Source organism: Pseudoalteromonas rhizosphaerae, from assembly GCF_028885455.1.
Lineage (GTDB): Bacteria > Pseudomonadota > Gammaproteobacteria > Enterobacterales > Alteromonadaceae > Pseudoalteromonas > Pseudoalteromonas rhizosphaerae.
The window spans coordinates 3,180,441-3,194,736 of sequence record NZ_CP118496.1 but is presented as its reverse complement, the minus strand read 5'-3'; the positions used below and the strand labels follow the sequence as shown (position 1 = coordinate 3,194,736).

The following is a 14,296-nucleotide window of genomic DNA, read 5'->3' as shown; positions in this document are numbered from 1 at the left end:
TAGGTTGGGAGACAAACACGCGATAAACAAAGGAACTATAAAAAATATGCTAGGCTGTTTTACTGTTTTGTGCGTGGTTATAAATTGGATGGACACGATTGTTAAGTATACGAATAGCTTCAAATTGATTAAGGCTTAAGTTTTCATCAAGCTTAAAATGCTCAGATAGACAAATGCATAAAGAGGCTTCTTTACAGTGGTCAACAATCAAAAACTCACCACTTTGTTCGCTAGTTTGCAATTTTATAACTGCTTCTATACTGGGCTCATTGCCTTTGTAGGGTTCGAAAAACCAACTTTTTGCCAGCATTGGCTTTAAATAAAATTTAGCTGCTGTCGCATTTAGCGCAATTTGACATAGCTGCGCGCCATTCCATAGATTGAATCCATCAAGATATTGGTAAACCTGCTGATAAAAGGCGGCATCTTCTAAACTAAAGTTAGGTTGGGTTAAAATAGCATCGGTGAGTTGACGTAGTTTATAAGGCGTGCACAGCTGCATATCTTGATCTAAATCGATCAATAAACGATTTCTTACTGGACAAGCAATCCATTTCCACTGCTTTGATGCTTGTAACATGCGTTCCCTACGCCCTTACTAATTAATCTTATGAATATTGTAGTATAGCGGCTTTTGACCAATTAATATATATTTCTTTAGAACATTTATTGAACGATCAAAAGCTTAAATAACGGATCCTTATAAGCCTTGCAGGATCGTTTTTACCAATTGCGGTCCTTTATATATAAATCCAGTGTATACCTGTACAAGATCTGCACCTGCTGATAATTTTTCTTTCGCACTGGCAGCATCATCAATTCCGCCCACTCCAATGATCGGCAACTTACCTGCGGTTAAACGTTTTAATTCTTGCACTACATGAGTGGATCGCTCACGTACTGGCTGACCTGACAGGCCTCCGGCTTCATCAGCATATTGTTGTCCATGCACCGCAGCGCGCTCTAAGGTAGTATTCGTCGCTATTACACCATCGATGTTGTTATTTAATAATGATTCACTAACTTGAGCTATTTGCACAGCATCAAGGTCTGGAGCAATTTTTACTAGCATTGGCACTTGTTTATTATGTTTGGCGATCAAATCAAGCTGCTCATTTTTAAGGCTTTGCAATAGATCATCCAGTGCAGCACCATATTGCAGATCACGAAGTCCAGGCGTATTTGGTGATGAGATATTGACAGTAATATATGAGGCATGTTCAAAAACTTTACGCATACAGTGGATGTAATCGTCTTTACCTTGTTCATTTGGGGTATCTTTATTCTTACCAATATTGATACCTAGAATGCCGTCGTATTTAGCAGCCTTAACGTTATTAATTAGGTTATCAACACCTTTATTATTAAAGCCCATACGATTGATAATTGCATTTGACTCTGGCAGACGGAAAATACGCGGCTTGTCATTACCGACTTGTGGACGAGGTGTCACAGTACCTACCTCAATAAAGCCAAAACCCATCTTTGCAAACGCATCAATACATTCTGCATTTTTATCAAGGCCAGCTGCTAATCCTACTGGGTTTTTAAACTGTAAACCTAAAAATTCGACTGGACGATCTGCCACTGATTGCGACCATGCAGCACTGAATGGGGTATTGTTAAAACGGCGTAAGTTATGAAGTGCAAATTCATGGGCCCATTCCGCATCACGGGTGAACATAAAACGGCGAGCAAGATCGTAAAACATAAATAATCCTCTTAATAAAAAAATACCCCAGACTAGGCTGGGGTATTGTATAACAATTTTAACGATTAACTCATTATTTTCATATGAGAAAATAACCAGTCAGTGTCAATTGCTTATTTTGCAGATGTATCACAGTTATGACTAAGTAGCATAAGTTCACGTAATGCAACTGAGAACTTAGCAAAATCATGACTTTGTGAAGTCTTAAATTCAGCTAACATTTGCTTCCAGCGTTGTAGTAACAAATCTTGGCTGTCCATCCACTGATCAATTTGACCGTCAACATCTTTGTTATCACCAGCAAAGTTATTTAAAACAACTTCAGATAGTGTACGTTGTTGCCAATCAAGCTCTTCACGGTATGAAGCGCGGGCCAATGCTTGCCAATGATTCGCCACCGGCTGATGAGTAATTTGGTCAAGGAACCAATGCAGTCCCATCCGTGCACCTAGTTTGAAGTAGGTATTAGATACCATATCAATACTACGCCCTGAATTTGCAGCAACTTCTGCTAAGTCCATTACTGAGAACAAACTAGAGAGCGATACAATACGTGTTGCAAGCTCAGCTGGCACTGCACTTTCAATAAGCTTGTCTGCGGCAGCAGATAAACGTTCACTTTCTTTTTCAACCATGTAGTTAGTTAAGTTTGCACTTAAATCAGCGAAGGTCGGTGCAAAGAAGGCAATTGTTTGCTCAATATTTTGCGCTTTATTGCGATGACGTAAGAACCAACGTGTTGCTCGGCGTACTGTACGACGTAACTGATACAACATTTCAGTTTGCACTGCGGCTGGGATCTTGTTATCAAGATCAACAATTGCAGACCAAGTATCACGCATTTGGAATACTTCACTGGCAACAGAGTAACATAACGCTATTTCAGCTTCGTTTGCGCCAGTTTCTTCATGCATACGTACCATGAAGTTCAGACCCATATCGTTAACGATATTATTAGCTAATTTAGTAGCAATAATCTCTTTACGCAGTGGGTGATTATCCATCGCAGTATTGAACTTTTCACGTAGTGGTAAAGGGAAAGACTTCACTAATAGCTGACGATAATATGGATTTTCTGTGATGTCGTCAGTCACGAGTGACTCTTTAAGTACCATTTTAGCGTACGACACAAGCACAGATAACTCTGGGCGAGTTAAATCTTTACCCGCTGCAGCGCGTTCTGCCAACTCTTCATCGCTTGGAATAAATTCAATTGCACGATTTAACTTGCCATCTTTTTCAAGGGCATGAATAAAGCGTACTTTTTCTTTAAGCGTTGATGAGCCTTTTGATTGCGTAATTGACAGTGTATGCGTTTGGCGATAACAATCTTTCAGTACCAGTTGTGCAACTTCATCGGTCATTGAATACAGTAGTTCATCACGTTGTTTACGCGTTAAATCACCGGCTGTAACTAAACCATTAAGTAAAATTTTGATATTTACTTCGTTATCAGAACACGCAACACCACCTACGTTATCGATGAAGTCAGTATTAACGCGACCGCCTTTAGCAGCAAATTCAATTCGTCCTAATTGGGTTGCACCTAAGTTGCCACCCTCACCGAGTACTTTTGCACCAAGCTCACTACCATTGATACGTAGGGCGTCATTTGCACGGTCGCCTACATCTGCATCGCTTTCTTTACTGCTCTTAATGTAAGTACCAATACCGCCATTCCATAATAGATCGAATTCCATCATTAAGAATGCTTTGATCAACTCGTTTGGTGTCATGCTGGCTTTTTTAGTGCCCAACATTTTTTTCATTTCTGGCGTTAAAGTGATTGATTTAGCCGCACGTGAGAACACCCCGCCGCCCGCTGAAATCAAGTCTTTGTTGTAGTCTTCCCACGATGAACGAGGTAAGTTAAATAGGCGCTCGCGCTCTGGGTAAGACGTTGCTGAATCTGGGTTTGGATCAACAAAGATATGCATGTGGTTAAATGCCACTTGTAAACGGATATGCTTGGATAACAACATACCATTACCAAATACATCCCCAGCCATATCACCAATTGCAACTACCGTAAAATCAGTTGTTTGTGTATCAATGTCCATTTCGCGGAAATGGCGTTTAACCGATTCCCATGCGCCTTTGGCCGTAATACCCATTTTCTTATGGTCATAACCTACTGAACCACCTGATGCGAATGCATCACCTAGCCAGAAGTTATATTCATTGGCAATGCCATTGGCAATATCAGAGAAAGTAGCTGTACCTTTATCAGCTGCTACAACCAAATATGCATCATCTTCATCATGACGAGTTACATCAACCGGCGGCACAATTTCACCTTGGATAATGTTATCTGTGATATCTAATAAACCACGAATGAAGATTTTGTAACACTCTTGGCCTTCTTTGAAGAATGCGTCACGATCCGTAGGCAGTTGTTTACAAACAAAGCCGCCTTTTGAGCCTACAGGTACAATAACTGTATTCTTTACTTGTTGTGCTTTAACTAGACCAAGTACTTCCGTACGGAAATCCTCACGACGATCTGACCAACGCAAGCCACCACGCGCAACTTTACCACCACGTAAATGCACACCTTCTACACGTGGAGAATAAACAAATATTTCAAATGCCGGTAATGGCAATGGCATATCTGGAATTAAGCTTGGATTTACTTTGAACGACACATAAGACTTAAACTGACCTATGTCATCTTTTTGGAAGTAGTTAGTACGCAGCGTAGCAATGATCATATCGACGTATAAACGAATAATACGGTCATCATCTAAGTTAGCAACGTTTTCAAGTTCTACATAAATTTGCGCAATTAGCTTATCAAGCGTTTTAACACTAGCAGGGCTTTTAACAGAGAACTTTTTAGCAAATAAATTAACAATTTGCGAACCAATGTGCGGGTAATTAGCTAATGTGCTCTCGATGTAGGTTTGCGAGAAAGTAACCCCAACTTGGCGCATGTATTTTGCATAAGCGCGTAAAATTGAGGCTTCGCGACCAGTTAAGCCACCCATTAACACTAAACGGTTAAAGCCGTCATTTTCTAAACGGTTACTCCACACACTAGTAAGTGCGGCACGAAAACGTGCTGATACTTTATCGAAATCTGCAATGCCTTTGCTATCAAGTAGCATTGAGAAATCCATGATCCAGTTGATACGGCCATCGCTGGTTTTAACCGAATAAGGCGTTTCACCAATGACGCGCAAGCCAAAGTTTTCAAGCATTGGCATAACGTCTGATAAATGGATTGGCTCATCTTTGTGGAATAAGCTCAAACGTACAATGTTGCTGTTCGCTTCTTCTTGCGGACGGTAAAACAACATTTCAAGCTTGTTATCGTCATTCAATAGTTCAAGCTTTTCAATATCAACAACAGCGGCACTTGGCAGTACTTCATCTTTGTAAGAACGAGCAAACGCATTACAATATTTGCGGTTTAATTCGTTACCACGTGCTTCACCAGCAGACTCTAACAGTGCTGATTGTAATTTATCTTCCCAAGTACGAGCGGCTTCTACTAAATTATTTTCGATGTCTTTCACGTTATATTCTATATTGTTGTCAGTCACACGCACGGTATAATGAGTACGCGCCAGTGTAGACTCAGAGAAGAAGGTAGTAAATTCGACTTTATCGTCTGAATTAAATGCATTGCCTAAAATATCTTGTGTTTCACGACGCAGTGCTGTGTTATAACGCTCACGCGGAACATAGACCATGCAAGAGAAAAAACGACCATAGGCATCTTTACGCACAAATAAGCGACACATATCGCGCTCTTGTACTTGTAAAACACCCATTGCAACTTCAAGTAACTCGCTTTCACGGGCCTGAACAAGTTCATCACGCGGATAGGTTTCAAGAATATTTAATACCGCTTTATAAGCATGAGTGCCTTTGGCAAAATCACACATTTCCATGATGCGATTTATTTTACTTTTTAAAACTGGCACATCAGCGGCGCTGTTGTTATAAAAACTTGATGAAAACAACCCGATGAAACGGTCTTCGCCAATCACATTCCCCTCATCATCAAAACGTTTAATCCCTACATAATCTATGTATGCTGGGCGATGTACGCGTGATAACGAATTGGTTTTTGTAAGGATCAACAGGTTATTGCTACGTGCTTCTTGACGGGCAACTTCTGGTAATTCAGATAACAGGCGAGAATGCTCTTCGGTTGAATTCTTCATCAAACCTAAGCTGCCCTCGATTTTACCTTTGAGCTGGTAATCGCCTTGTACTGGCGACAAATCGTATTGGCGATAGCCCATTAATGTAAAATTATCTTTTACTAACCAATCTAAGAATTCAACAGTCTCTGCAACTTCACTTGCATTGTTGTTATGGTTACGTTTTGGTAATTCTTTACTGACCGCAATTAACTTTTTGCGGATCGGTTGCCAATCTTCTACCGCAGTAGACACATCGTTCAACACTGACTCAAGCTCTTTTTTGAACGAGTCAATCACTGAAGAATCTGTTTGGCGATCAATTTCGATAAAAAACACTGTTTTTGTAGAGCTAGACTCTTGTTCGGCTTTTAAATTTGATAAAGCCGAAATTTTAGCGTTTTTATCGCGTTGAATCTTAAGTGGGCTGTGTAATAGCAAGTGAGATGCGATATTTTCGCGGGTCATCGCCATACGAACAGAATCAACTAAAAATGGCATATCTTTAGCGATAATTTCGACGATTGTGTGTGATGACTGCCAGCCATCTTTTGCTACTTCAGGATTGAAAACGCGGATCACCGCATCATCAGAGGTATTTTTTTCTAGCGAGTTCCATAGGCTAAGTGCAGCGCCATATAAGTCACTATCATTGCGATGTGCCAAATCTTCTTTAGACATATTGCTGTACAAGGATTTGGCGAATTTCTCAACGAGTAACACATTATCAGCGTGAACTTTTTTCTGGATCAGCTTACAGACATTATCTAAGATAACCGAGGCTTGCCCTTCATTTCGTGTCATTACATGTTCCTTAAATCTATACCACCTACTTAGATGGAAAATTTGTACAGCAATTTATTGTGTGGAGTCAGGCAAATTCTAACCCTTTTAAAATTAATAAACAGCCCTTTCGATGAAAACATTTTAAGCATTTCAGCTATTTGGTCATCTATTCACAAATTATAGATATAAATGGCCTTTACAGGCCATTTAGGAGCAAAATTATTCACATTATTTTTTCTGGTCAGTCCAGATCAAACTACCAATTGCTGGTAAAAGTAATACTGCGCCAAGCATATTGACTAAAAACATGAAGGTTAACAATATTCCCATGTCCACTTGGAACTTAAGATCAGAGAAAATCCAGGTGCTCACACCAATAGCTAACGTGATACCGGTAAATAACACCGCACTACCACGCTCAACGAGTGCATTACGATACGCCACTGGTAAGGCAACACCTTGCTTTAATTGCCCCATCATCGATGACAAAATATAAATCCCATAATCCACCCCAATACCTACACCTAGTGCAATCACTGGCAACGTTGAAACCGTCAGACCGATTTCAAGTTGTACCATTAAAGCTTGCGCAAGAGTCGATACAATATACAAGGGTAACACTACCGCTATGGTCGCTTTTACACTCTTAAAGCTAATCAAGCATAAAATAATAACTGCACCATAAACGTATAACATCATAGGTAATTGTGCAGCAGAAACTGATTCATTCGTCGCAGCCATGACGCCGACAGGCCCTGAGGCCAGCTTAAACTGCAGCATATCGGTTTGTTCTTCAATGGCAAATTGTTTAACACTGGCAATGATATGTTCAATGGTCTGCGCTTTATGATCATCTAAAAAGATAATCACAGGCATAACTGAACAATCACCATTGAGTAAACCGGTACTGGTTTCGACTCGTGAGGTAGATTGCACCAAACTTGCCGTATTACGAGGCAAACTTTGCCATTTTAAATTACCTTCGTTATACCCGGCATTAACCGACTGCGCTACTGAGCTTAGGGATACTGCTGATTGAACACCTGCTAAGTTTTCAACTTTATATTGAAAACGACTAATGCGCTCCATTACGTCGTGCTCAGTACATGCTGCAGGGTAAGCTTCGACAATCACTTTTAGAATATCGGATGAAATCGTATATTTGTCCGATATTAAAAAGGTATCTTGGTTATAACGGGCATCTTGATGCAATGACGGTGCACCTGCATGTAAATCGCCGATATGCATTTTCCCTGCTTGCCAATAACCTACAGCAAACAATACTAAGGTGCAGCCAATAATGATTTTCGCGCATTTTGGATCCGTGGCTTTGACTAACAGATCACGAATTGAATCAAGTAAGTTTGGTTTTTCGCTGTTGCCTGATTGAATATGAACTGTGTTTTCAAAGCGCATATACGATGCCCATACTGGCAATAAAATCAAATTAGTAAAAATAATAACAGCCACACCTAAACTTGCTGTGATAGCCAGTTCACGAATTATACCTATATCTATGGTTAGTAACGTCAAAAAGCCGACCGTGTCTGACAGCAATGCAATACCACCGGGTATTAACAGCGATCTAAAACTAGCCTGACAGCAAAGACGCGTATTACTGCTTCCTTCGGCGACTTTTTTACCTATTGCATTGATCATCTGTACGCCATGACTTACGCCGATTGCGAACACTAAGAATGGTACTAGAATCGACATTGGATCTAGACCAAAGCCTAAGCTCGACAATATCCCTAACTGCCAAACCACGGCAATAATTGAACAGGCTATAGGTAAAATAGTGAGCTTGATGCTGCCGCAAAATAACCACACCATGATGAAAGTAAACGCGATAGCAATAGCAAAAAATAACACAACCCCTTTCGCACCTTCGGCAATATCACCGGCCATTTTGGCAAAACCAATAATGTGGATACTTACTTTATCAGTGCTCAATGGCTCTCGAATTTCGCTTTCTAGCTTTTGTGCAAACGCTAACGTATCTAATTTTTCTTGCGTTTGCGGATCAGTTTCCATCAACTGCGCGGTTACCATCGCACACGAATAATCAGAGGCAATCATCCTGCCTACGACTTTCGCTTTTTCGATATTCTCTTTAACAACCGCTAAACCTCGTTGATCAGCAGTAAAATTGGCGGGAATAATTGGCCCACCCGCAAAACCGTCTTCAACAACTTCAACAAAACGTGCACTGGGTGAAAAAATTGAATTCACTAACGGACGATTCACCCCAGGAATAAAATATAACTGATCATGAACGGCTTTTAATTGGGTGAAAAACTCAGGATTAAAAATATCACCGCTATCATCACACACTGAGATCAAAATACTATTTGCGCCACCAAATTGCTTTTCATGCTTTAAATACACTTTCATATAATCATGATTAAGCGGAATATTTTTATTAAATGAAGCATCAAGTTGGATTTGTGTGGCTTTAAAACCTAAAAAACATGTTATTAAAATAAAACTTATCACCATCATTAATCGATGACGAAAAACTGCTTTCTCTAAAAAATTGACGATTGTGTGCATTATGGAGCCATCCCCTTCACTTTAATGCCATTTTCTGATGCCATAACCAATTGATTTTCAAAAATAACGGCATCAAGAATTGCTTTACCATCCGCTAACTGCTCAATAGTAAGTTGATTATTTTTATAGTGGAAAATCACACCGCTGTTGGCAAGTAACAACCATTGATTATCACCGCTAGCGATAATACTATTGATTGTGGCGGTTTTATTATTACTTATTGGTTGCCATTGCTCACCTACCTGACGGCTAAAAATATTGCCTCTTAAACCCGCAACTATTTCTTGCCCTTGTTCATCGCTGGCATAAGCAAAAAAGGAACCCCGGTAGATTTCTTCATCGCGTTGCCATGTTTTTCCGTTGTCTGTACTGTGCGCTAACAAACCCATTTCGCCCACTAACATAAGTTTATCTTTTGTTGTGACAATACGATTAAAGTGCGGCAATATTGATGCAGTTTCGGCTTCATAGCCTTGTGGATCTGATTCTTTTAAATCATTTAAGTAATCTCTATCATCTGCAAATAATAAAGAATCCAGAAAACGCTTTTGCCAATGTTTGCCACCATCACTGGTTTCATAAAACATACCATAGGCACCCACAGCAAAGCCGTGAAGTTCACTGGTAAATAAAATATCTAAGCAAGGTTTATCTAATTGCGTGTTCACCTGTTGCAACTGCCAGTTTGCACCACCATCATTGGTATGAATAATAGTCGCATCATGCCCGCAAGCCCAACCAAGTTCACTGCCACTGAAGGCAACCGCCGTTAATAACACTTGCGTTGGAACGCTCGCTTGTTGCCAATTTTTTGCATTACTGCTTGTAATTATAGTGCCATGTTTTCCGACAGCGACCAGTTGCTTTCCTGTGTATTCAATATCAGTCAACAGGGTTTTATCTGCTTTAGTTGCGACAATTGCAGCAAGTGGTTCAGCTGCAATAGAAAGAGTTGAAAGGCTCGCCACAGCGGCAAGACCTGCATAAAGCATGTACTTCATAAATTAAAATCGCCTTGAAAAGAATGTGTTTGTCGGTATATAACGTGCAGTCGGGGGACTCGGTTAGTGTCATGACCCAGTGCGTGTCAGAGTGACAAACGCGATTTGAAATAATAAAAAAGCACCTAGATAATTCCAGGTGCTTAGAGTGTATTAACGACCTTCGCGGCGCAGTGCACTTGAGGTAAATTCATTATCATTAAACGATTGTGAGAAATCATACATTTTCTCTTGGTTATCTAAACCAATCGCTAGGTAACGGCGTGAATTCAAATCGTAGTAAACGTCTAACGTACTCCAGTTAGTGAGCGCATCGTAATAGTTAATTGTATGAGCCATCGCTACACGGTACATTTGGTCACGGTTATCATAGATATCCGTCACTTGAACTTGCCAGCTATCTTCATCAATATAAAATACGCGCTTCTTATAAATATGACGAGTGTCGCCTTTCAGATCTGCTTCTACAACCCAAACACGGTGTTTTTCATAACGCACATGTTCCGGGTTGATGTGACCGGCCATCAGAATATCGTCATACTGTAACTTATCACTGTGTAGCTTATAACTATTGTATGGTACATAAAGCTCTTGCTTACCTTTGAGCGTCCATGTATAGCGGTTTGGCGAACCGTTAAACATATCGAAATCATCGGTTGTACGCAAGCTATCAGCTGCTGTTCCTGGTGCATCATAAGCAACATTAGGCGCGCGACGAACACGACGCTGGCCAGAATTGTAAGTCCACGCTTGTCGTGGAGTTAAAATTTGGTCCATGGTTTCATGAACTAATAGCGCCGTGCCAGCTAAACGCGCAGGTTCGGTGACTTTTTGTTTAAATTTAAACAAAATATTAGATTCTTGTAACTCTGCAGGTGTTGCTTTTGGATCTGAGTACTTAACTAACAGTTGCTCATCAAAGCCAACCATATTATACGAACCTGAGGCTGTTGGAGCCGCTTGACCGCCAAAACGCTCAATTGACAGACCACGGTAGCGTAATAAATGGTTCCAAATTGCCTCTAAGCCAGTTTTTGGAATAGGAAAAGGAATGCCAATAGCAGTATTTTTTATCCCATTACCTTCTTCAATCAACTCTGCAGTTGGTGCGTATTGTTTTGTTGCATCATAGACAAACTGTGGGTTTGAAGCACTGCGATGAGTAGTATAGATGTTCATTTTAAACGTATCTGGATACGCTTCAAAAAGAGCTACTTGACCAGGACTTAAATTTGCTTTGTATTTATCAACATTTGATTTATCAATGGTGAAAAGTACTTTGTCGTCAGCATACGGATCTGGATGATGCATTCCCGGCGTATAACCTGCCGGTGCTTTAGTAATACCACCTGTCCATGCCGGAATTGAGCCATCAGCATTACCCGCTTTTTCAGCACCTAATGGGGTTAGATCTGCACCTAAGCGCGCAACTTCTTCGCTCGTCATTTTTGCAACGACCGCTGTTGTAGAAAATAAACTACATAGCGTTAGTGCAATGAGGGTAGGTTTTTTTATCATCATGATACCCTTAAATTGAATATTTAATATTAAAAGAAACAAAATCACGGTCTGAGAAAGTATTGGTATCTCCACCACCCCAGAAAGAGTTGTAGCTAAAGTCAAATGACCATGCATTTTGATAATTAAAGTTGGCTGTCACTCCAAGTGACTTGCGATCTTCAATAAACAAGAACATCGGGTCTGGTGTGTTACCATTTACATCATGTGAGAAAACAAAGCGAGGTGAAAAATTAACTCCTTTAAAGAAGTTGTAATAATCGCCTTTAGCAATTAAGCGATATCCCCATGATGATGCTGTCGCAAACTCTTTTTGTTCGGGGCCATTAGACAAAGCCATATGAAGTGTTGAGTAATCATCTGCATTAGGGCCGGTCATAATACCGCTTCGACCAGTGCCTGAAACATTTAAACGCATTTCATCGTATTCAGGCATATTATTTATGCGCACGCCGCCAATTTCACCCACTACAGCCCAGCTATCTGCACCCAGTGATGGGCCAAATAAATGTGTTGCTGTAAACTGCAATTGGCTAGTATTACGCTCAATATAACCTTTTGCTAATTCCCCAGGGCCTACAACACTAACTGCGTTACCCTGACTCATTTGTGAAATACCGGCAAACTCAGGACGAAGTCCCGCTAACGCTAATTGCTCAGGCATAGCAGCATAAAGCAATTCTACGTCATCGATTTGTAGTGGTTCGTCTTCACGGAAGGTGAACTCACCAGCAAACGCCGTTTCACCTATTGATGTATTAAAGCTTAACCCATACAATTTAATATCTTCTGGATACTCATTGGTTGCTTTAGCAAATGCTTTTAAATCAGAGACATTGTCAGAGGTAATTTTAGTCGTTGCTAACATGGCTAAATCTTGGGCCAGTGACGCTTGTGTAAAGTTAGATACGCGACCTGAAATAAGAGGACGGCGGCTATGGTAGTTTACATGGTAAAGTGCAACTTCAGTGTCATAAAAATCTGGTAAAAACATACCTAAACGTAAACCATATTGACCACCATCATCAGGCTCAGTTTTACCATCATCCCCTTTGCCTTTAAGAGCGACTTTAGTAGGGTATGCCAGATAAGTTTGTGCCAATAATGCTTGCCCTGCGGGACTTGCAGGGTCGATCCCTTTAGCGGCAGCAGCTTGACCAAAGGTAGTCATCAAATTATTTAAGCTATCAGTTAAAAACGCTAAATCGATATCTGGGTTGGAGGTAAAACCAAGCTGTACATTTTGCTGATAACCATTTTCAGCAGCAAAGTCATTGGTTGAAAAATACGTTCCAGCTGCAGGTAAACGTGTTTCATGCCATTGGTATTGGTAAAAGCCTTCCAAAGTCACATTTTCAGTGATCCCTAAAGATGCCCATAACATACCAACTGGAATAAAAGCTTCTTTAAGCTCTGCACCCGGCGCTTTTAACCGATCAATATCGACCGGATTTACGTTAATACCGTGAGAAATTAATGTACTTTCTCCCCAGTTTATAACTTGTTGTCCTAGACGAATAGAAAGCGGGTTATTGCCGTCATTTAAATCAAAGTTAGCCCATACGTAAGCATCTAATAGACGAATATCTGCGCAGCTTTGTTTCTTTGTGTCTTTATCATCACAAGGATCAACTCCTTGCCCTGAAGTTGGATTAACATAGGCACGATCGCCATCCATCAATTCAAAATCATAAAAATACATAAATCGAGTAAATAGACCATAGTTATCTTTGTTGATAGATAAATCATGCGTCCCTTTCAACAGCTTTGAAAAAGATTCACCGCTATCAAAGTTCAAATCACCAGCGTCGCCGTTATTAGAGTAAGAGCCAGGTTGGGCCCAGACATCTTGCGCTGAATAAATTGGATTTAATACAGAGTTATAACCTGTCCAATCAAAAGACGGGTTATTACTTTTACCTATTAAGTTAAAGTTTCGGTCTTCAACACGGATACTTTGTCCATAAGAAAAAGCAGAGTCGAAGGTTATATCAAACCCTCCAGCCTCAAACGTTGCAGCCTGTGTGTGTGCTGCTGATAACCCTAAAGTAGCGGCTGCGATGCCTAGTACTAGTTTATTTTTAACAAAAAGCGATCTTCTTATCATTGTGTGTTCCCCCTGTCGCGGGTAATTTTGTGATCAAGTTATTGTTTTTAGTGTAGTCGTAACGATAGAAGCGAAATAAAGAAATTACAAATAGAACGCGTTCAATCGGTCATAATTTTTCTGTTTAGTTGACGTTAACCTAATGGTAAGACGTCCTACCAGATAATTTATACACGTAAATTAACAATAGGACAAATCGAATTAACAAAAAAACAATATTATAAGTGATTATTTTAAAATATTGTTTTAGGCAACACGCTCCAAACGTAAAAATTTATACTCTGGAGTAAGCAAAAGTCGAAAGCGCCCTCTTACCCCTAAAGAGGAAATAAAAGGACGCAAATGGCTGGCGGCAAAACGTACTTTTTTGCCACCATCTTCAATTACTTGAACTGATGTATACTTACCTTCGTAGTAATCCATGCACTGCTTGTAGGTTAAGTTCAGTAAAAAATAATATTCGATCATA

8 protein-coding genes are annotated in these 14,296 nt (G+C 40.2%); all 8 read right to left on the bottom strand.

Annotated elements, in window-relative coordinates; translation table 11 throughout:
- Positions 1-49 precede the first annotated feature (49 nt).
- Complete coding sequence (locus PVK79_RS13655) at positions 50-580, bottom strand: cell division protein ZapC (protein WP_257325918.1); 531 nt, start codon at positions 578-580, stop codon at positions 50-52.
- Between the two features lie 120 nt (positions 581-700).
- A complete protein-coding gene (gene pyrD, locus PVK79_RS13650) occupies positions 701-1,711 on the bottom strand; it encodes a quinone-dependent dihydroorotate dehydrogenase (RefSeq protein ID WP_145233821.1) in 1,011 nt (336 codons plus the stop codon).
- 113 nt (positions 1,712-1,824) lie between these two features.
- On the bottom strand, positions 1,825-6,666 hold the full coding sequence (locus PVK79_RS13645) for an NAD-glutamate dehydrogenase (protein ID WP_182734765.1): 4,842 nt from the start codon (positions 6,664-6,666) through the stop codon (positions 1,825-1,827).
- Positions 6,667-6,876: 210 nt separating this feature from the next.
- On the bottom strand, positions 6,877-9,201 hold the full coding sequence (locus PVK79_RS13640; RefSeq protein WP_145233817.1) for an efflux RND transporter permease subunit: 2,325 nt from the start codon (positions 9,199-9,201) through the stop codon (positions 6,877-6,879).
- Positions 9,201-10,202, bottom strand: coding sequence for a YCF48-related protein (locus tag PVK79_RS13635; protein ID WP_145233815.1), 1,002 nt, complete (start codon positions 10,200-10,202; stop codon positions 9,201-9,203). The genes PVK79_RS13640 and PVK79_RS13635 overlap by 1 nt, the downstream gene beginning before the upstream one ends.
- Before the next feature lie 153 nt (positions 10,203-10,355).
- Positions 10,356-11,720, bottom strand: a complete 1,365-nt coding sequence (locus PVK79_RS13630; RefSeq protein ID WP_145234104.1) for a DUF1329 domain-containing protein — start codon at positions 11,718-11,720, stop codon at positions 10,356-10,358.
- Positions 11,721-11,730: 10 nt separating this feature from the next.
- Positions 11,731-13,827: a DUF1302 domain-containing protein gene (locus tag PVK79_RS13625; protein ID WP_145233813.1), complete on the bottom strand. Its 2,097-nt coding sequence runs from the start codon at positions 13,825-13,827 to the stop codon at positions 11,731-11,733.
- Between the two features lie 246 nt (positions 13,828-14,073).
- Positions 14,074-14,295, bottom strand: a complete 222-nt coding sequence (locus PVK79_RS13620) for a DUF2835 family protein (protein ID WP_145233811.1) — start codon at positions 14,293-14,295, stop codon at positions 14,074-14,076.
- Position 14,296: the final 1 nt, after the last annotated feature.